Below are 20,003 nucleotides of genomic sequence, written 5' to 3'. Positions count from 1 at the left end.
CTACATTTAGAAATTATAAAGGAATATTAATTTTTACAAAAGTATTTTATAACTATATTGCATCCTATACCACATCAAAAAAAAATTTTAATATGACCCTACAAGAATTTAAAAATAGTTTAGATTTACCTTTAATCACTTCACCTATGTTTCTTGTTTCTCGAACTGAATTAGTTGTAGAAGCATGTAAAAATGGAGTATGTGGAACTTTTCCTTCTTTGAATGGAAGAACTTCCGAAGATTTTGAACAAATGTTAATTGATATCACTTCTCAATTAAAACAATTTGAAGAAGAAACAGGTAAAAAAGCGGCTCCATTTGGAGTGAATTTAATCGTTAATAAAACAAATCCTCGTCTCGAAGGTGATTTAGCTTTATGTGCAAAATATAAAGTACCGCTTATTATTACGTCACTTGGCGCTGTAAAACAAGTTGTAGATGCAGTTCATAGTTATGGAGGCTTGGTTTTTCATGATGTGATCAAAAAACGTCATGCGGAAAAAGCTGCTGAAGCAGGTGTAGACGGAATTATTGCTGTAGCTTCTGGTGCTGGTGGACATGCTGGTACTGCTAATCCTTTTGCTTTGATTGATGACATTCGTACTTTTTACGATGGTTGTTTAATTTTAGCAGGTGCGATGAACAACGGAAACGATATCTTAGCAGCTGAAAATATGGGTGCTGATTTTGCATACATTGGAACTCGTTTTATTGCGACAAAAGAAGCGTCTGCAGATCAAGATTATAAAACAATGTTAGTCGATTGTACTTTCGAAGATGTGATTTATACAGATGGAATTTCTGGTGTAAATGCAAATTTCTTGAAACCAAGTATTATTCATTCTGGAATTGATTTAGACGAAAAGAAAGAAGAAGATTTTTCGAAATTAATTGGAGGAGATGGACACAAAGCATGGAAAGACATTTGGTCTGCTGGACACGGAGTTTCTGGAATTCATGATATTATTTCAACCGAAGAATTAATCAATCGAATGAAAAATGAATATAAATGTGCATTAGAACAAAATGTCCAGAAATTAAATAATTTGAAATTTTAAACTTAATAATGAAAACTACTCAAGAACTCATCGAATTAATTTCTCTCAAAAAACTAGAAGAAAATTTATTCGAAGGGAAAAGTTCTTTTATGGGAAGTCCAAATGTTTTTGGAGGACAAGTTGTAAGTCAAGCTTTACATGCAGCATATCAAACTGTTCCTCAAGATCGTTTTTGTCATTCCCTTCACTCCTACTTTATTTTACCTGGACATTTAGAAAAATCTATCTATTTTGAAGTAGCAAATCTTCGTGATGGAGGAAGTTTTAGTACGCGTGTTGTCACAGTAAAGCAAGATAGTGTTCCTATTTTTGTGATGGCTTGTTCATTTCAATTGAAACAAGAAGGTTACGAACATCAAGAGGAAATGCCTGTTGTAACGCCTCCTGAAGAATTAATGAGTTGGAACGATGTCGCAGAACAATTTGGTTCGGTTTTACCAAAATCAATTATGCGATTTGTCTTAGCAGAGCGTCCCTTAGATTTTAAACCTGTTGAATTTGTAAATCCATTTGAGAAAAAAGATTATCCTAATTTTAGTAATGTTTGGTTAACTTTTAATGATGTTCCAGAGGATTTACCTTTACCGATTATTCAGCAATTAATTGCGTATAGCTCTGATTATAATTTGTTATCAACAGCAATAAAACCACATGCTTCTAAAGCTCATTTTGGAAATACACAAATGGCGAGTTTAGATCATTCAATTTGGTTCCATAGAGAACCAAATTTGCATGACTGGATATTAGTTAATGTTGAATCTCCAAGTGCAAATGACACAAGAGGTTTTACACGAGGAAATTTATTCAATCGTTCTGGTGAACTAATTTGTAGCGTTGCGCAAGAAGGCTTAATCAGACCAATCATTAAAGATAAATAATGAAAAAAGCTAGCCAATTGGTTAGCTTTCTTATTTGAATCTATTTTTTAATTTGATTTTACTATCTTTAATAAAACAATTAAGATGAACAAAGAAAAACCTTTGAGCGAATTATCATTAGAAAAATTAAATGAAAAAAGAAAAAAAGTTAACAAACTAAATATTAGCATTCAAATCCCATTATTACTTATAGCAGTCATTCTATTAATTCTGAAAATGACAAACAAATATGATATCAATGTAACATTCGTTATTTTATTATCATGTTCTGTAACTTTTATTCCTCTTATAACAGGTTTAGCAAAAATAAATGCAGAAATCAATACCAGAAAAAAAGCAAATCAATAGATTAATTTTTTCGTCACTTAAATTCTACTTCGTTTATATTAATTACTTCAAATAAAGTTTCTAAATAATTTATTCTGTAATCATTTATTTCAACAATAGACTTTTCTAAAATAAACAAATCATCTTTATCAATATTCACACTTTTAAACAACTCGTTTTCTTTAGCATGAATTTTATAATATGTATTGTTTATTAAATTTTTAAAAATCAAATTTCTTCTCGATATAAATACAAAAAAATTGTTAGAAAAAAAATTCATTACAAACCAATTATGATTAAAATTTGAATGATGATTAATAATAGATATAATATCATCCTTATAGTAATATAGAATAAAATTTCTTTCATAAGGAATAAAAACAACTGGTAAAAAAGAATGAGAAAATTCAAAATTCACATTCATTATTATTCTATTCGAACCTCCATTCACCTCTTTAAATCGTTCAGTAATATCTACTCCTTCAATTGTTATTTTAGGAATTAACAACTCTCTTCCACTGTTTGGTTCATCATAGCCAACAACTTCTAATTTCAAAATCTGATCAAAAGATTCTAATATATCAAAAGGATAGTACATAAATAAAAGTATATCTTTCAAAGATATAACTAAATTCAATGACTCTCTTTTCTCTTTTTCCTAAGATGTAAAATTCCTTTGATTGGATTATAAATCATAATAAAAACCATCATTACAATTCCAAAATAAAATAATGTTCTAAAAATTTGAATATCTGCAATCAACAAAGCTTGGTTATACAATTGAGATTTTAGATTGGTCGCTGTCAAACTGATCGATTCATTTACTAAATGAGTTGTATTGTGTTTATTGAATAAGTTATTCCATTGTTCTTGAAAAATTGTATTGGTAATATCTAGATTTTTCGTCATCAAAAATTGATGTTTAGTCGTCAAGAAAAGAATTGCATTTTGCATAATCGAAAAACTAATTGTCGACGACCAATAACGCATTGCGACTGCTGCTTGCATAGTATTCATAGAAAAATTAGCGTGTATAGAACATACCATATATTGCAAAATTGGCGCAAACAACATTCCTTGTCCCATTCCTTCCATCAATAATGGCGGAATAACTGCATTCGGACGAGTATCTGGAACCAAAATGTAACTAAACCACAACATAGCAAACGTTAAACAAAAAAAACCTCCAAAAAACACATACTTATATTGCGTTTGAAATTGTGTGATGATGTAATAAGCAAACAATGCTCCTATGTAAATTCCGGCACAATTATAATATTGTATTTGCAAAACAAACTCCCAATTCCATTTCCAAACAACATTCATCACTTGATAAATGTTACTCATGCTCGATTTGAAAATATAAAATGTAAAAAACAAAAACATACCTACAATAACTCTTTCGGAACGAAGAATCTCGAAATGAAAAATCGGTTTTTTAGACGTTAATTGTTGCAAAATAAATAAGCCTGAAAAAATAAACATTGCAGCAAACGCAATAACGATATAAAGCGATTCGAACCAATAATATCTTTTACCATAAATCAATAAAAAAGCTCCTGCTATTAATGACATCATCATCAAAAAATAACCCGCCAAATTTAACTGATACAATGGTTTTTTGGGATACAATCTACCATGACTAAAGAGAAAAACATAAATCAATAATGATAAAACATGAAAAAAGATGACAGTATAAATTACCATATTGAAATTATAATTTTCGATGGCAAATTTTACAATAGAAGTCGTGTATTTATCAGCCGTCATCATAAATCCATACAAAAAAGTATTCCCTAATAATCGTCCATATTCGCCTTTTATACGCGACATAATTAGCGGAACAATAATACATCCTTCGAGATAAGATGTTGTTCCTTGTATCACACGAAGTAAATAAATCAATTGCGTATTTGTTGTCAACGAAATTATTAACATTAATACAATATTGATAATAGTCATAAACAATAAATAAGAACGAATATTAAAGAACTGAAAAAGCCGTTCGTTAATAAAAAGTCCACAAACAATTGTGGCGTAAGCCAAAGAAAAAATGAATTGTAAATCGTCTACATCAACATCTAGAAATGAAGCTGTAAATGTACTATTCATATTGAAAAGTGAGAGAATCATCACATGCGGAATCAACGCGGCAATGAGAATTGGAAGTACCAATTTTTCTGGTATCCATTTCTTGAAAATGGGATGTTGATTGTGCATTGAGTTATTTATTCAATTTTACAATCAAGTTCAAAACATTCATTCGAAAGTTTGTCTAATTAAAAATATTTTATTGATTTCGTGATTATCTTACCTAAAAAGTAAAAAAGGGAAGCTGCCTGAGAAAAGTCAAAAGGCTAAAATGTGATTCTGAATAATAAATCGTTAAAATACGATGATTCATTTTTATAAAACCATAACAAATTTAAAATCAATAAAATACAACTAATATTTATTAAAACAATTAATCATTTTTCGTTTGATTTATTTTGATGGCAAAAGTAAGTGCTGTCTCAGAAAAACAAGTTGATTATTTGAGAATATAATTTGTTCATTTACGCCATTTTTAAATTTAAAAAACTTTAAACTATCTCCTTTTTATCGAATAATTTTGATAAAATATTCATTTTTAAAAATTTGTTATAAAAAAAACGTACTTGATTCTATTAAATCAAATACGCCAATTAAATAAAAAAGTAATATATAAAAATTATTTTAACGATGTAAAAGTCTATTTTTTATCGGTTGATAAAGAATTACAAAAATCGCAGCGATAATTCCCACAACAAACAATGTTCGGAAAATCTCAATATTACTAACCAACAAAGCTTGGTTATACAATTTTGCTTTTAAAGCTGCGGCAGTAATACTTTCTGCTTCTTTTGGAAGATGACTCGCAATATTTTTATTGAACAAATTATTCCATTGTTGTTGGAAAATCGGACTCGTTTTGTCTAAATTTTTGGTCATCAAAAATTGATGTTTAGTCGTCAAGTATAAAATTGCATTTTGCATCAGCGAAAAACCAATTGTTGTCGTCCAAAAACGAATCGCCGTACCTGCTTGCGCCGCACTACCAGTAATAGAAGGATGTACAGAACCTGTAATATACAACACTAATGGCGTAAAAATAACACCTTGCGCAATTCCTTCTAACATCAACGTTGGCGCTATTGCCTCGACTTTTGTATCTGGATAAAACAAGTGACTAAACCACAACATGCTCATGGCTAAAAGTACAAATCCAAGAAAAAATATTTTTCTAAAATCAATTTTATTTTTAACCATGAAAAATGAAAATACAATACCAATGATGGAACCTGCAACATTAAAATATTGAATCTGCAACACATATTCCCATTGCCATTTCCAAACTGTTGACATGACTTGGTAAATATTGCTCATCCCAGCACGTAAAGTATAGAAAACAAAAAACATTAATATTCCTAAAATGACACGTTCTGATTTGAAAATCTCAAAATGAAACAAAGGTCGTTTGGCTGTTTTTTGATGCAATAAAAATAAACCACTAAAAACGAGTGTTGATGCAAATGCTATGATAATAATTGGCGATTCGAACCAATAATATTTTTTTCCATAAATCAAGAAAAATGCACCAGAAATTAGGGAAATAATCATCAAGAAAATTCCGCCTAAATTTAATTGATACAATGGTTTTTTAGGAAACATTCTGTTGTGATTAAAGAAAAATACATAAATAATTAATGCAACAACATGAAAACTCATAATCGTATACACCATCATATTGTGGTTATAATTCTCAATCGCAAACTTCACAATTGAAGTCGTGAATTTATCTCCCGTTAACATTACGCCGTACAAAAACGAATAAGCAATCAATTTTGAATGTTCACTTTTAATATTCGACATAATGATTGGCAACAAAATACAACCTTCGAAAAGCGATAAAGGTCCTTGAATAAAACGCAGAATCAAAATCAATTCTGTATTTGTAGTTAATGTCATTCCAAACAATACCAAAATGTTAAGCATGGTCATTGTTAGCAAATAACTTCTGATATTGAAAAAGTGAAAAAATCGAACGTGAATAAATAAGCCACAAACAATAGTGGCATACGCCATCGAAAAAAGGAACTGCAAATCGTCGACCTCCAAATCCAAAAATGATGCTGTAAACGTACTATTCATGTTGAATATCGTCAAAATCATCAAGTGTGGAAATAGCGCAAGGATAAAAATTGGCACAACCAATTTTTGCGGAACCCATTTATTAAATATTGAATTTTGTTGTGACATTTATTTAATTTACTTTTTCTGCGGAAACATTTACATTCATTCCGGTACGTAATTTTTCGTTGTTTTTAGACTCTTTCAGAATTATTTTTACAGGAAAACGTTGTTCAATTTTCACGAAGTTTCCTGTAGCATTATCAGGTTTAATCAAAGCAAACTCAGACCCAGAAGCTGGCGAAAGTGATTCAATTTTTCCTTCAAACTCAATGTTTTTGTAGGCATCAGCTTTTATAATAACTGGTTGATCCAAATCGATTTCTCCAATTTGCGTTTCTTTAAAATTTGCAACAATCCATTTCTCTTTCGAAACCACTTGCACCAAAGCTTGTCCTTCTTTTATTAACTGACCTTCTTGTATATTTTTTGTTCCAACCCAACCATCGTAAGGCGCCACAACATAAGTATATGAGAGAATAAGTTTGGCATCATTCAATTGGGCTTTTCGTTGTAAAATTTGAGTTTTTGCAGGTGCAACTTTTGTTTGTTCAGCAGACGCACTAACATTCACTGCATTACGTTGTTGTTCCAAAGCACTCAAATTTGCTTTTGCTTGTTTATATTTTGCTTCAACTTCTTCAAATTGTTGCACAGTTGCAGCATCTTCTTGTACTAAATTTTTGAAACGATTATAATCTTTTTCCGTTCTCCAAACCTCTATTTTAGCAGCTTCTATATTTGCATTAACAATATTAACATCACTTGATTTTGTATCTACCGCTTTTTCGTAGGTTAAAACAGATTGCGAAGTCGATTCTAAATTTGCTTCTGCAATATCAATCTGATTCTGAAACTCTCTATTATCAATCACAACAAGCGTATCACCTTTGTGTACAAATTGATTTTCTTCGAAATTTACTTTTTTGATAAAACCAGAAACTTTACTCGAAACTGGTGTAATATATTGTCGCACTTGCGCGTCATTTGTATTGACATGTGAACTCGAAAAGAAATAAAACCAAGCCACTGCAGTGATTCCTATGATAATAAAAATCCAAGCAATCGCCGAAAGCGTTCTATTCATTCGTTTTTCTCCTTTTGTCTGTTGTTTTCCCATTTTTATAAGTTTCCTAAAACGTATTGTAATTGATAGTATTTTAATTGTTTGTTGATTTGCAATGAAATCAAATTCGATTGAGCCTCTAAATAAGCGTTATCCGCATCGATAAGTTCTGTAATCAAACTCAATTTATTGACATATTTTGTTCGAACAATTCGATAATTTTCTTTGGCTTGACCAATTGCTTCTTCAGCAATTTTTATTTTATCGATCGATTCTTCTAATCGTTTATTCGCTGCAAAAACATCGTGTCGAATTTGTTCTTCTTTCTCTTCTATTTCTAATTTTGCAATTGAAATGTTACGATCTGCGATTTGCATTTTTTGTTTATTCTTGAAAAAATTACTCAATGGAATCGAAACATTTACACCAACAGAACCAAATCTGTACAAATATTCTTCTGGAGGAAAAAACATAAAGTTTGGATAATTATATCCATATTCCGCACCAGCAGTTATTTTTGGTAATGTATTGGATTTGGTAATTTTCTTATCAATTTCTTTCAAATTCAAATCATCTTTCGCAATTTTCAAACTTTCACTTTGATCCATTGCTTCCAAAATCATTTCATCAACTAACCCCAAATGCTCTTCATTTGTAAACAAATCATAAGTATCAATATGCATTTCTTGATTTTCTGGTAAAGCCAAAATTGTTTTGATTTGATGTTCGATAATCGAAATTTCATTCGCCAATTCTGTAAAAGAAATTTTATGATTTGACAATTGCAATTCTGTTCTCAAAACTTCATTATACGTTACCAACCCATTTTTTTTCAAGGATTCTGTTTGTTTTATCACAACCGAATCTTCTCTCATTTTATCCAAAATCAACTTTTGTTGCTCTTGTAAATGCAACGCTTGTAAATAAGCTGTGATAATTTGCATTCTCAATTCTCGCTCATCTTTTCGAACTTGCAGTTTCGAAATATTAGTTTCTATTTCAGATTTTTTCTCATCATTTTTTAATTTACCACCTAAATAAATTGGGATTTCTGCCGAAAGTGTAAAATCGTATTTCACTCGAGGAACAGCATATTTTGTAGAAGGTTTTAAAAAACCGTCTTCATATTGGCGTAAATTACTCAAAACATGAAAACCAGTATGAAAGTCTACATCTGGCAATTTCTCATTTTTAAGATCTTTCTCTTTTAATTCAGCAATATTAGTTTTTAAAGCGCTAATTTGTAATTTTTTATTATTTTGAAGTCCAATTTCAATTGCTTTGCTTAATTTCAGTTGGTTATAGTCTATTTCATTTTGAGCATAACTCAACCCACTCAGCATTAACAACAATGTAAGCAACTGATATTTAACGAATTTAAATATCATTTTGTATTATTTATAAGTCTGTTATTGATTTTTAGTGATGCAAAGTTACATTCAAAACACCTTTACCCTCTTGATAAAAAAAGAAAATAATTTGCTCATTTACGCCAAAATAAAGTAATTTGCAAAAGCAAAATATTTCACTTTATAAAAGTATAAAACAATGTTGTTTGATCAGTTTTTTTTTAACGAAGTTGACAAATCTAAAGTCCATTTTTACATACAACATGCACATTTAGATACGATAGGAACGCGCGTACATGAACACAAAAAAGCACAATTATTATATGCAGAAGGCGGAATTGTACATGTTTTTGTAAACGACAAACATTGGTATTTGCCTGCGCGTTGTTTTATGTGGATTCCTGCAAATACGCCACATTCTATCTTAACGAATAGTAAAACAGGCGATTTGTATAACTTTTATTTCAAGACCGAAAAAGAAGAAAACGATTTTTATTCGATTACAAATATTTATTACACGAATGAGTTGTTAAGGGAAATGATTTTGTACACCAAAAATTGGAGTGGATCAATTTCGGAAAAAGATCCTGCAAAATATGATTTTGTAAAAGCCATACGATCTATTTTGCCCGAAATGGAATCGAACAAATTGCCCGCTTTTATTCAGCATCCATTTCCAAAAGATCAGAAACTGATCGATATTGCTCGATTTCTGATGAAAAATATCGAGAAAAACTATACAATAGATGAAGTTGCGCAACAATTTGGTTTGAGCACGCGAACATTATCTCGAAAATTCAAAGATAATATGGGAATTAATTATGTTCGATTTTTACGCGCATTACGTATCACAAAATCATTGGAATTGATTGCTGAAAATAAATACAATATGTACGAAATCGCAATGTTAGTTGGTTATAATTCGTTGTCATCTTTCAGTAATATTTTTCAGAAAGTATCAGGAATTCGACCAACAGAATATACGCAATTATTACACACAAAAAAACAATAACTTAAAATAAAAACTATGATTATTAAAGCTTTTGCCGGAAGTAACAGCTCTACTTCTATCAATAAACAACTCGTAACTTATGCTTCTTCTTTATTAAACAAAGATCAAATTGAGATTTTAGATTTAGATGACTTTGATATCCCTACTTTTGATATTGATATAGAAAAAGAGCAAGGTTTTTCTGATGAAGTAAAACGATTTTATCAAAAACTTGTTGATTCTGATATTTTGCTTATTTCATTAGCAGAACATAATGCTTGCATTACAGCAGTTTTTAAAAGCTATATGGATTGGTGCTCAAGAATTAATTATAAATTTCTGGAAGGAAAAAAGGTCTTCGTTATGAGTACATCTCCTGGTGGTTATGGAGCAAAAAACTCTTTAGAAATAGGTTCTAAATTAATTACAAAATTAGGAGGTGACATTTTAGTCGATTTCTCTTTGCCTAAATTCAACGAAAATTTTGCAGAAGGTAAAATCACTAATGAAGAGTTAAACAGAGAATTGATTCTTAAAATTGATGAATTTAGAAAAAAAATATAAGTTTTTATCTTTTCCTAACATAGGTCAATAAAATTTATGGTTGCTTGCAATAACTTTGCTTCATCAAAAATGAAAATACTCAAGTAAGAATATGAAAATTTTAGCTTTCGCTGGTAGTAACAGCAAAAAATCAATTAATAAAGAATTATTAAATTATACTTTAAATCAAATCGAAAATGCAGAAATCGATTTAGTTGACATCAATGATTTCGAGATGCCTATCTATTCTATTGACCGTCAATTAGAAAATGGATTTCCACAAGAAGCACAGAATTTTTACAATAAAATCAAAAATGCAGAAGGTGTTGTAATTTCTTTGGCAGAACACAATGGAAATTTTTCTGTTGCATTAAAAAACATTTTGGATTGGGTTTCGCGTATCGAAATGCCATATTTGAAAGATAAAAAAGTGTTATTATTAAGTACATCTCCAGGTGCTTATGGTGGAGGAAATGTAATGGAAGTTGCAACAAAATATTTTGGAATGTTTGCAAGCGGAGAAATTGTAGCAAGCACGACTTTCCCATCTTTCAACGATAATTTCCAAAATAACGAAATTGTAAATGAAGAATTAAAAAATAAAGTACTAGCTCAAGTTAGTATCTTTCAAAAAGCTTTAACTATTGTTGAAGCTTAATTGAAAAAGTATGTATTAAAAAGGTCTTTCGTTCGAAAGACCTTTTTTTGTTATCAATTTAATTTATATTTATCTCGTAAGTGATATCAATTCCTCCATTTGCAAGCATATCATGTACACTACAATACTTCTTAACCGCTAATTCAGCAGCCTTATTTGCTTTATCTAAATCAATATTTCCTTTTAAGAAAAATTTGATATGAATATTCGTGAAAATATTTGGAATTTCATCTCGACGCTGACCTTCAACCTCAACTTTAATATCTTCAATTTCTTGGCGTTTTTTCTTCAAAATTTCATTCAAATCAAAAACACTACAACTTCCCAAAGCAATCAAAACCAACTCCATTGGGCGAACTCCTTTTCCTTCTCCTCCAATCGATTCAGGTCCATCAATATTTACTTTTACCGAAGAACTTGACGCAGTCGCTTCATAGTGAGAAGCTTGATTTACTCTATTTAATTCAATTTTCATCTTATTTCTTTTAAAGTATAAAAATAATCATTCTCAAAATATTTATTCTAATATTTGATTGAATAATGATTTTCTGAATAAATTTTAGCTGAATTTAAATTCAATTATAGAAAATTTTGATAAAACTGCTCAAAAAATCCTCGAAAACGGAGGAATAATAGCTATGCCAAAATTTGCAATTCCTAGAATGTGTTGGCAAGGTTATTTTTTTAGATACAAATAATTTTGAAATTGATAAGCACACTAAATAAAACTAAAACACACTAATATGAAACTATTTCTTTTTCTTCTTTTATTTATTTTTTCGTTGAATTCTTGCGAATCAACTAAAACTTCTGTTGATAAACCAAGTTTTGATTTTTTGGTTGGTGAATGGATTATAACAAATGAAAAATCGGATCGAAAAACGTTTGAAAGCTGGAAAAAAGTTGATAAAAATACCTTCTTAGGTTGTGGATTTACAATCAAAAATAATGATACGATTTCGCAGGAACATCTTACTATCACAAAGATTGATTATAAATGGATATTAATAGTTAACTTGGAAAAACTAAAAACGAGATAACTGATTTTGAATTGATCAATTCTGATAAAAATTCATTTACATTAGAAAATCAAGAGAATGATTTTCCTAAACTTATCAAATATTTGAAAGTTGGTCATCAGTTAAAAGCTGAAATTAGTAATGATGAATCAAGTAATATTGCGTTCGATTTCGAAAAAGTAAAGAAATAATTAAGCTACATTTGTGATCATCGCGTAAGCAAACGTTAGAACAGATAAAATAGTTCCGATCATAAAAATTGTGTACGTAATGCTTAACAAACGATATTTACGTTCCAAGACTTTTCCTAAATAATACAAATCTCTTGTCAAAGACGTATATACATAGTCGCGGTCTTTCATCAGTTCTTGCATAGCATCCTCGTAAGCATCAAGCGACATTTGATAAAAATTACCAAAGAAAAGCAAATTCACTTTTTTGTTTTTGATATCTTCTTCGTTAAAACTTTCGTATGTTACATTTGGTTTAGTTGCTAAAATTGCAAAAATAATTGAAACAACACTTGATAAAAGCATTACGATTGAAGGTAAAAGTAAATACTCATTCTTTGGACTTCCTAATTTTGGAACCAAAGTAGAAAGTGCAATCGAAATCACGATCGCGTTTACAGACAATAATATATTAGCTTTACTATCGGCAATATCACTTAAACGAGTATGATTATTTAATGTTACACGAAAAAGTGTATCAACACCACGATCTGGTTGTTGAATCTTATCGTTTTTCTTTTTCTTGATTTCATACTTATTAGGAATATCACCAATCAATTCAATCTCTTTGATTTTATTTTGTGTAAAGATCAAATTTTCTTCTTTTCCTTTCTGCCAAAGCTTTTTTGCAGCATCCGTATAAAAATGATGAACCTTTAAAAAAAAATTTCTATTCTCTACATGCCATTCGTAATCAGAAAATTCTTTGTGACAAATTTTGGCAATTTCATCACGTAATAATTCAGAAATTTTAGGATATTCAGTTTGTCCTAAATGAAAGTTATCTGCATCTTTTACAATTGCTTCACCTATATTTATCGGAACATTATTTAGCGCTGTGATTAAAATATAATCTTGAACTTCTTTGATGTAATTTTCGTCAAAATTATGCTCGCTCAAATATTGTTTTGCAATATTTGCACTTTCACTTTCATGACCTTGCACGGTTTTTGTATATCCCGTATCATGAAACCAACCAGCAATTAATAATTTCTCTTGTAAATCTGTAGAGATTTGTTCCTCCGCGCTCAAAGTTTTTATAGCTTCTACAACTTTTACAGTATGCATAAAATTATGATACGTAAAATCTAAAGAAAGATTATCTTTGAACAGATTGAAAACATAGTTTTCTAAATTTAATAACAATTGGTTCATCACAAGTTTTTAACGCTTAAATGTATGAAATTATTACCAACACTGAACAACAAAAAATTGAATTATCCTTTTTTTGCTTTAGTAGGTTCTTGCCTTTATATGACATCTTGCGCTACGCAACATCCTCAATATGGTAGAAACATTAAGACAGAAAAAGTACAAAATGTAGAAGGAAATAAAATTCAATCTATCTATTTAATAGGCGATGCAGGAGATCTTGATCAACCAAAAAATAAACAAAATTTAGAAATTTTAAAGAATCAATTAGCGAAAGCTGACTCTTCTTCTTATCTTTTCTTTTTAGGTGATAATGTTTACGAAAATGGAATTGTAACGGATTCTACAAAAGCTGAATATACAACAAGTAGAGAGAAACTTCAATTTCAGATTGATTTAGCGAAAGAATTTAAAGGAAAAACCCTTTTTATCCCAGGAAATCATGATTGGCGAAATGGTGTAAAAGGATTAAAAGAACAAGAAAAATTAGTCAAAAAACAATTGGGTAATAAAAAATCATTTTTACCAAAAGATGCGTGTCCAATTGATAAAATAAATGTAAATGATAGCATCGGAATTATTGCGATAGATTCTGAATGGTATTTACAAGATTGGGACAAACATCCTGGTCTAAATGAAAAATGTGATATCAAATCACGAGAAGCTTTCTTCGAAGAATTAGAATCGCAATTGAACAAATATCAAAACAGAACAACTGTTATCACGATGCATCATCCGTTATATTCGAACGGAACACATGGTGGACAATTTGATTTCAAAAAACAGTTTTATCCATTAGGAGATAATTTCAAAGTTCCATTACCTGTAATCGGATCTTTTATTAATTTATTAAGAAGTACAACAGGTCTTAGTCCTCAAGATGTTAATAATTTCAAATACAGAGAAATGGCTTCTCGTATTGCAACACTAATCGAAAATAGAAATAATGTAATTGTTGTTTCTGGACATGATCACAACTTGCAATACATTCAGCAAAACAATGTCAAACAAATTATCAGCGGTTCTGGTTCTAAAAAAGAATCGGCAAAAGCGGTTGGTAAAAACGATTTTTCTTACGGAGATAATGGTTTTGTTGTCTTAGATTTGTATGATAATGGTGCTTCTAAAGCTAATTTCTATGGTTTTAAAGACGGTGGAATCGAATTATTATTAGCAAAACAAATTACAGAAAAGAAAAAGGAATATTTGGCTCAAGTTTATGATGATAAAAAAATGCCAAAAACGAAAGAAACAAGTGTATATCCATTAGACGTTACACGTAAATCTGATCCGTATAAATTCTTTTTTGGTCGTCATTATCGTCGAACATATGGACAAACAATTACTGCTAATACTGTTAATTTAAGCCAACTAAATGGAGGTTTAACCCCTGTTAGAATGGGTGGTGGACATCAAACGCAAAGTTTACGATTGGCAAATGCAAAAGGTGAAGAATACAATATGCGCTCGGTGAAGAAAAGTGCCACGCAATTTATTCAGCAAGTAGCATTTAAAAATAAATATGTTGCAGATGAATTTGAAGATTCGTTCACAGAGAAATTTTTGATGGATTTCTATACAACCAATCATCCATATTATCCATTAACAGTTGCTAATTTGATGAAACCAATCAATATTATGCATTCTACGCCAAAATTATATTATGTTCCGAAACAAGAAGCCTTGAAAGCATATAATGAAAATTTTGGTGATGAATTATACATGATAGAAGAACGACCAATGTCCGGATATCAAGACGGTGTTTTCGGAAAACCAAAACATATTGTTAGCACAGATGATATGTTGGCTGCGATTCACAAAAACAAAGATGTTGTCGTGGAAAAACAAGCCTACATTCGTGCACGACTTTTTGATATGTTAGTTGGTGATTGGGATCGACATTCTGATCAATGGCGTTGGGGCGTTTACAAAGAAAATAATCAAACTGTTTACAAACCAATTCCACGTGATAGAGACCAAGCATTTCCACGTTATGACGGACTTTTCTTTCATTTGATTATGAAAATTCCTCCGCTTAGACATATGCAAGATTACAAAGATGATATCAAAAATGTAAAATGGTTCAACAGAGAACCTTATCCGTTGGATTTAGCCATTTTAGAATCATCCAATCTTGATTTATGGAAAAAAGAAGCAAAATATATTCAAGATAATTTGAGTGATGATTATATCAAACAATCATTTGAATTAATTCCTGAAGAAACAAAACAAGAATATGATCAAGAAGTGATTAATAATCTTATTGCCCGAAAATCTAAATTAGAAAAATTTGCTGAAGAATATAATAAAGTTCTTCGCAAATTAGTTATTCTGAAAGGAACAGACGAAGATGAAGATTTTGTGATCACTCGTTTACCAAAGGGAAAAACAAATGTAAAAATCTATTCAGGACAAGATCGAACTTTAATTCTTGATGAAGATTTTAATAAAAAAGAAACAAAAGAAATTCGTTTATATGGATTAAACGGAAAAGATAAATTCAAGGTTGAAGGAAAGCCAAATAACGCTATTTTAGTTCGTATTATTGGTGGAATAGATGACGATATATACGAAGTAAAGCGTTCTGCAAAAGTAAAAGTATATGATTACGCTAACGGAAGCGATGCATCTGAATCTACCTTTTTAACATCGAAAAATTTTGTCAACGATTACGAAGTTAATACATACGATTACAAACAACCGATGTATAATTTCTTTACTATGTTACCTAATATTGGCTACAATCCTGATGACGGAATAAAAATTGGTTTATCGCCAACCTACACTGTCAACGGTTTTGATCGTAAACCATATTCGCAACGTCACAATTTGCAAATAAGTTATTATTTTGCGACAGGCGGTTGGGATGCCAAATATAAAGGAACGTTTACAAAAGCTTTGGGTAAATGGAATTTAGATCTTAATGCAGCTTACACGAGCCCAACTTATAGTACAAATTTCTTTGGTTTAGGAAACGAGACCGTGAATAATCAAGAAGAAATTGGAATGGATTATAACCGTGTTCGATTAGAAAGTTATAGCATTGGACCGTCTATTTTCAAGATTATGAATAACAATGGTCGTTTAGATTTTTCTGCAATTTATAGTTACAAAAAGATTGAAGAGAATAAAGATCGTATTGTCGAAGATTTCCCATCAATTAATAGAGACGTTTTCAAAGGACAACATTTCGGAGAAATTGGAGCTAAATATTTGTTCAAAAATTACGATAACGAATCATTACCAAAATTAGGCATGACATTTTTAGCTAATGCGAAATGGATTTCTAACTTGACAGATTTTGAACGTAATCATTTTTACACAGAACTTAACTTAGGTTTCACACACAAAATCTCTGCAAATGGAAGATTAACAGTTGCTTCTATGCTAAAAGGTAAAGCAGTTTGGGGTAATTTTATGGAATTCTACCAAATGGCTAATTTAGGTGGAGATCAGGATTTACGTGGTTATCGATTAGGTCGTTTTGCAGGAGACAAAGTTTTCTTACAAACATCTGATTTACGATTTGATGCTTTACGTTTCAAAGCCGTTGTTCCATTACGATTAGGCGTTTTTGTTGGAGCTGATTATGGACGAGTTTGGTTAAACGGAGAAGACTCAAATAAATGGCATTCATCTATGGGTGGCGGACTTTGGATAAACGGAGCACAATCTATTACCGCAACAGTTTCATACTTTAAAGGTGAAGATCCAGGGCGAATCGTTTTTGGATTGAATTTCGGATTTTAACATATAAAAAAATAACCTTCAAAAATTTGAAGGTTATTTTTTTTGTACATATTTCTTGATTGCTTGCATCATATTTATCCACGCATTCTCTGAATGTGAGCGTTCATAATCATCTGCAAAATCTTTTCCTTCAATTGATAGATAAGTAAAATTACCCGAAGATTTTAGATTAAAAATTACTTCAATCTCATGGTCTGTATTATGTTTTTTATAATTATATCGCAAACGTTCATTCTCCATAATAGATGTAATCAAGGCTTCATCTACCAACGTTTCATTATTTTTTTGCGTTACAAATTTTATCTTCTCTCCTACTTTCCATTCGTTACATGTCATTTTTATGTTTTCAAAACATTCATTAAACGCTTGTTCATCTGTCAAAACTTTCCAAATATTTTCGGCAGTACTATCTATCGAAATATTAAGCAATACATCATCTTTTTTCATTCTTTATTCTTCTATTTTAGTATATTTTTCGAGTTTATTTTTATAATTAATCGAAACTCTAATTGCTTGCAAACCGCTTATACCCTGCAAATCATCAATTTCCAAATTTTCAACATCTTTTTTCAAAAATTTCTTATCAATTAATAAATTGATATAATTTGTATATTCTTCTTTTAGAATATCTTCGGTATAAATAATACAAATTTTGTGAGGCAAATTGATTCGTTCATTTGTTCCTTTCACAAAAGCTTTACTTAATCTTTTCTTGATTATTTCATATTTTGCATTGTTATATCCATTAACATCAAAACGTTTCTCATCTAATTTGAACAAAATATCTAAAGTGGTATTCGTTGCAAAAACCAACGAAGCAACCTCAACTTTTAATGGTGTTTTTTTCTGAATTTCTTTGTAAGATTGTTCCAAAGCTATCATCGCTTGTAGTTGCCAATATCTAATTTCTCGAATATTTTGATAGGAAAATTTTTTGAACGGCGCAATACTTCGCCCAACATACAAATTGTAATCAATTCCATCTGTCTTGAAACGCTCATAATAATGCGGAAATACATCTTGAGCATCTTTCTGAAAAGTGTCTAATTTGTTCGACAAAAGTGAATTTGTCATTACAATTGTTTGGTCAAATTTTTTGCGATCTACGTAAAATAATCCCGTTGTAGAATCTAATTTTTTTAGATATTCTTCGATAATCGATTTCTCATCATCCTTTACATATTTGGGAATTTCAGGATGAATATGCAACGTAATGTAATCAAATAATTCACTTTCGAAATAGATTTTATCTACATTATCTATTCGTTGCAAAAAATCAGTCAAATCGTCACTATAATCCAAAAATTTATTCTTTTTTGTACGATTATATAACTCGTTACAAATCAAAATCAAGTAATTAATCTGATTCGTGTAATCCTTTTTTAAACATTGATTTCGAATCACTGACGAATTTCTCACATCCAATTCACCATAAATTGGATATACATTTTGAAAAGAAATCTGCGATTTTTGTTTTGTGTTTCCCGGATGCAATATGTGTTCGCGAGCTTTTTCTCTAAATTTCCAATCTACACTTGGATGCAACGACGTATATTCGGTTTGTATATAAGCATTGATTTGATTCTCAAACTCAACCGTATAGCGATAAATAGATTCTTCTAGAAGAGGCGTGATTTCGCGTAAAAGGTTTGCATTAATTCGATTGAAAACTCCAGCTTCTTTCGAGCCTATTTCTAAAATACCTAAATGAGATTTTCCGTTTTTCAATGGATAAAGAATCAAACTTTTTAGACCAGATTCATTTGCCATTCTCAACATTTTATCTTGTGGAAACTTCTCCAAAGCTGCGTCAATATTAGAAACAACATAATAATCTGATTTCGATATTTTGTTCTCTAAATCAGCACAAAAAACTTCATTCAGTTTTATTTTTTTATGATTATCAATCAGTAAGCTATCATTCAATTGTAATAAATGACTAATTTCTAATTGATTTTTATCCGAATTATAAGCCGAAAAACCAACTTCTAAATTATTGATCCTAAAAATAGATTTTAATGCAGAAATAATATCATTTCGAACAATATTAAAAGGTTCTCCATAAGATAATAATTTAGATTTTAAGTTAGAAAGTGCAATTTCAGTCGTATTGTCAAAAAATGAAACAAGATTAAACCCTTTTGCAATCCAAGATCCAATTGGAATTTTTCTCATCCACAAAGCTGTATCTTCATAATTATTCAACAACTCTTCAATTTCCTCTTCAGTCAATTTAAATTTATCTTGGGATGGATAAATCTGAAAATAATCGTGGTTAATATCAGTTCCAAGGTATGTTCTGTAACCATTTTGATTGTCTATAACCAACTGATTTGATAAATTAAAATCTAAATTTTTATGATAATACTTAGACAAGATGAAACAACAACAATACTTATACAATGTATCATAATCTAAATCTTCGAAATTGAATTTTAGTCGTGATTCATTATTATCAATCAACACTTTAAGTCGATCTGTTGCAAAAATAAATTTATCTGAAAAGGGAAAAGTTATCGCTTTTAAATTATATTTTACAAATGGTTTTGGAATAATTTTCTCAATAATAGGCTCAACATCTTTGATAATTTTCTGAAAATCTTCAAATGTTTCAACACCATCAATCAACTCTGGTCGAGTAGCTTTCAGGTATTCTATAAAAGCTTTAAACTCTCCAAAATTGTATTCAGATCGTTCTAATTCTTCAATCAGAGATTGAAACGAGTAAATAATTTTGATGGGTAATTTATCGATAAAATTTTCTTTCATATAT

The 20,003-nt window shown here is 30.0% G+C and carries 18 protein-coding genes; 9 read left to right on the top strand and 9 right to left on the bottom strand.

Translation table 11 applies throughout. From position 1 onward, the window contains the following. The first annotated feature begins 92 nt into the window (after positions 1-92). The 3 genes from B4E95_RS03885 (at position 93) to B4E95_RS03875 (ending at position 2,284) form a co-directional block, all read left to right on the top strand. Positions 93-1,058, top strand: coding sequence for an NAD(P)H-dependent flavin oxidoreductase (locus B4E95_RS03885; RefSeq protein WP_221855838.1), 966 nt, complete (start codon positions 93-95; stop codon positions 1,056-1,058). An 8-nt stretch (positions 1,059-1,066) separates the two neighbouring features. Then, positions 1,067-1,936, top strand: a complete 870-nt coding sequence (locus B4E95_RS03880) for an acyl-CoA thioesterase (protein ID WP_291090058.1) — start codon at positions 1,067-1,069, stop codon at positions 1,934-1,936. Positions 1,937-2,020: 84 nt separating this feature from the next. Beyond that, positions 2,021-2,284 (top strand): hypothetical protein, encoded by a 264-nt coding sequence (locus tag B4E95_RS03875; protein ID WP_221855842.1) that lies wholly within the window; start codon positions 2,021-2,023, stop codon positions 2,282-2,284. A gap of 13 nt (positions 2,285-2,297) precedes the next feature. On the opposite strand, the gene B4E95_RS03870 is transcribed toward B4E95_RS03875, so the two are convergent. From B4E95_RS03870 to B4E95_RS03850, 5 genes are all read right to left on the bottom strand, one after another. Then, on the bottom strand, positions 2,298-2,900 hold the full coding sequence (locus B4E95_RS03870; RefSeq protein WP_291090054.1) for a hypothetical protein: 603 nt from the start codon (positions 2,898-2,900) through the stop codon (positions 2,298-2,300). After that, entirely contained in the window at positions 2,897-4,483 is a 1,587-nt protein-coding gene (locus B4E95_RS03865) for a hypothetical protein (RefSeq protein WP_291090051.1), read from the bottom strand. Before B4E95_RS03865 ends, B4E95_RS03870 begins: the two co-directional genes overlap by 4 nt. 495 nt (positions 4,484-4,978) lie before the next feature. Next, positions 4,979-6,541 (bottom strand): hypothetical protein, encoded by a 1,563-nt coding sequence (locus B4E95_RS03860; protein ID WP_221855848.1) that lies wholly within the window; start codon positions 6,539-6,541, stop codon positions 4,979-4,981. Positions 6,542-6,545: 4 nt separating this feature from the next. Beyond that, the gene (locus B4E95_RS03855; RefSeq protein ID WP_291090048.1) at positions 6,546-7,592 is read right to left on the bottom strand and encodes an HlyD family secretion protein; all 1,047 of its coding nucleotides are present in this window, start codon (positions 7,590-7,592) and stop codon (positions 6,546-6,548) included. 2 nt (positions 7,593-7,594) lie between these two features. Further along, entirely contained in the window at positions 7,595-8,926 is a 1,332-nt protein-coding gene (locus B4E95_RS03850; RefSeq protein ID WP_291090045.1) for a TolC family protein, read from the bottom strand. A 160-nt stretch (positions 8,927-9,086) separates the two neighbouring features. On the opposite strand from B4E95_RS03850, the gene B4E95_RS03845 reads away from it, so the two are divergent. From B4E95_RS03845 to B4E95_RS03835, 3 genes are all read left to right on the top strand, one after another. Continuing rightward, positions 9,087-9,899 (top strand): AraC family transcriptional regulator, encoded by an 813-nt coding sequence (locus tag B4E95_RS03845; RefSeq protein WP_280051127.1) that lies wholly within the window; start codon positions 9,087-9,089, stop codon positions 9,897-9,899. A gap of 15 nt (positions 9,900-9,914) precedes the next feature. Further along, positions 9,915-10,442, top strand: coding sequence for an NADPH-dependent FMN reductase (locus B4E95_RS03840; RefSeq protein ID WP_115001105.1), 528 nt, complete (start codon positions 9,915-9,917; stop codon positions 10,440-10,442). Between the two features lie 91 nt (positions 10,443-10,533). Next, the gene (locus tag B4E95_RS03835; protein ID WP_291090043.1) at positions 10,534-11,079 is read left to right on the top strand and encodes an NADPH-dependent FMN reductase; all 546 of its coding nucleotides are present in this window, start codon (positions 10,534-10,536) and stop codon (positions 11,077-11,079) included. A 58-nt stretch (positions 11,080-11,137) separates the two neighbouring features. Here B4E95_RS03835 and B4E95_RS03830 read toward each other — a convergent pair whose 3' ends face one another. Continuing rightward, positions 11,138-11,554, bottom strand: a complete 417-nt coding sequence (locus tag B4E95_RS03830; protein ID WP_291090040.1) for an OsmC family protein — start codon at positions 11,552-11,554, stop codon at positions 11,138-11,140. Between the two features lie 268 nt (positions 11,555-11,822). Between B4E95_RS03830 and B4E95_RS03825 the strand changes: the two genes are divergently transcribed. Both B4E95_RS03825 and B4E95_RS03820 read left to right on the top strand, forming a co-directional pair. After that, positions 11,823-12,119 carry a hypothetical protein gene (locus B4E95_RS03825; protein WP_291090039.1) on the top strand — a complete coding sequence of 99 codons (297 nt, stop codon included), beginning with the start codon at positions 11,823-11,825 and terminating at the stop codon, positions 12,117-12,119. A gap of 11 nt (positions 12,120-12,130) precedes the next feature. After that, on the top strand, positions 12,131-12,289 hold the full coding sequence (locus B4E95_RS03820) for a hypothetical protein (protein ID WP_291090036.1): 159 nt from the start codon (positions 12,131-12,133) through the stop codon (positions 12,287-12,289). Here B4E95_RS03820 and B4E95_RS03815 read toward each other — a convergent pair whose 3' ends face one another. Beyond that, positions 12,290-13,483 carry a Pycsar system effector family protein gene (locus tag B4E95_RS03815; protein WP_291090032.1) on the bottom strand — a complete coding sequence of 398 codons (1,194 nt, stop codon included), beginning with the start codon at positions 13,481-13,483 and terminating at the stop codon, positions 12,290-12,292. 24 nt (positions 13,484-13,507) lie between these two features. Here B4E95_RS03815 and B4E95_RS03810 point away from each other — a divergent pair, with 24 nt between their 5' ends. After that, on the top strand, positions 13,508-17,230 hold the full coding sequence (locus B4E95_RS03810; protein WP_291090031.1) for a metallophosphoesterase: 3,723 nt from the start codon (positions 13,508-13,510) through the stop codon (positions 17,228-17,230). A 33-nt stretch (positions 17,231-17,263) separates the two neighbouring features. Here B4E95_RS03810 and B4E95_RS03805 read toward each other — a convergent pair whose 3' ends face one another. After that, positions 17,264-17,677, bottom strand: a complete 414-nt coding sequence (locus B4E95_RS03805; RefSeq protein ID WP_291090028.1) for an SRPBCC family protein — start codon at positions 17,675-17,677, stop codon at positions 17,264-17,266. Between the two features lie 3 nt (positions 17,678-17,680). Then, a complete protein-coding gene (locus tag B4E95_RS03800) occupies positions 17,681-19,999 on the bottom strand; it encodes a hypothetical protein (protein ID WP_291090025.1) in 2,319 nt (772 codons plus the stop codon). Between the last annotated feature and the right edge of the window lie 4 nt (positions 20,000-20,003).

Source organism: Empedobacter sp. UBA7494 (assembly GCF_002478465.1).
GTDB classification, from domain to species: Bacteria; Bacteroidota; Bacteroidia; order Flavobacteriales; family Weeksellaceae; genus Empedobacter; species Empedobacter falsenii_B.
Note: the sequence above shows the minus strand (reverse complement) of the source record. Positions and strands in the feature narration are given on the sequence as shown.

Excerpts from the sequence above, each read along its gene's own strand:
- B4E95_RS03885 (WP_221855838.1), top strand. The coding sequence starts at position 93 with ATGACCCTACAAGAATTTAAAAATAGTTTAGATTTACCTTTAATCACT.
- B4E95_RS03880 (WP_291090058.1), top strand. The coding sequence starts at position 1,067 with ATGAAAACTACTCAAGAACTCATCGAATTAATTTCTCTCAAAAAACTA.
- B4E95_RS03875 (WP_221855842.1), top strand. The coding sequence starts at position 2,021 with ATGAACAAAGAAAAACCTTTGAGCGAATTATCATTAGAAAAATTAAAT.
- B4E95_RS03865 (WP_291090051.1), bottom strand. The coding sequence starts at position 4,483 with ATGCACAATCAACATCCCATTTTCAAGAAATGGATACCAGAAAAATTG.
- B4E95_RS03860 (WP_221855848.1), bottom strand. The coding sequence starts at position 6,541 with ATGTCACAACAAAATTCAATATTTAATAAATGGGTTCCGCAAAAATTG.
- B4E95_RS03855 (WP_291090048.1), bottom strand. The coding sequence starts at position 7,592 with ATGGGAAAACAACAGACAAAAGGAGAAAAACGAATGAATAGAACGCTT.
- B4E95_RS03850 (WP_291090045.1), bottom strand. The coding sequence starts at position 8,926 with ATGATATTTAAATTCGTTAAATATCAGTTGCTTACATTGTTGTTAATG.
- B4E95_RS03845 (WP_280051127.1), top strand. The coding sequence starts at position 9,087 with ATGTTGTTTGATCAGTTTTTTTTTAACGAAGTTGACAAATCTAAAGTC.
- B4E95_RS03840 (WP_115001105.1), top strand. The coding sequence starts at position 9,915 with ATGATTATTAAAGCTTTTGCCGGAAGTAACAGCTCTACTTCTATCAAT.
- B4E95_RS03835 (WP_291090043.1), top strand. The coding sequence starts at position 10,534 with ATGAAAATTTTAGCTTTCGCTGGTAGTAACAGCAAAAAATCAATTAAT.
- B4E95_RS03830 (WP_291090040.1), bottom strand. The coding sequence starts at position 11,554 with ATGAAAATTGAATTAAATAGAGTAAATCAAGCTTCTCACTATGAAGCG.
- B4E95_RS03825 (WP_291090039.1), top strand. The coding sequence starts at position 11,823 with ATGAAACTATTTCTTTTTCTTCTTTTATTTATTTTTTCGTTGAATTCT.
- B4E95_RS03815 (WP_291090032.1), bottom strand. The coding sequence starts at position 13,483 with ATGAACCAATTGTTATTAAATTTAGAAAACTATGTTTTCAATCTGTTC.
- B4E95_RS03810 (WP_291090031.1), top strand. The coding sequence starts at position 13,508 with ATGAAATTATTACCAACACTGAACAACAAAAAATTGAATTATCCTTTT.
- B4E95_RS03805 (WP_291090028.1), bottom strand. The coding sequence starts at position 17,677 with ATGAAAAAAGATGATGTATTGCTTAATATTTCGATAGATAGTACTGCC.
- B4E95_RS03800 (WP_291090025.1), bottom strand. The coding sequence starts at position 19,999 with ATGAAAGAAAATTTTATCGATAAATTACCCATCAAAATTATTTACTCG.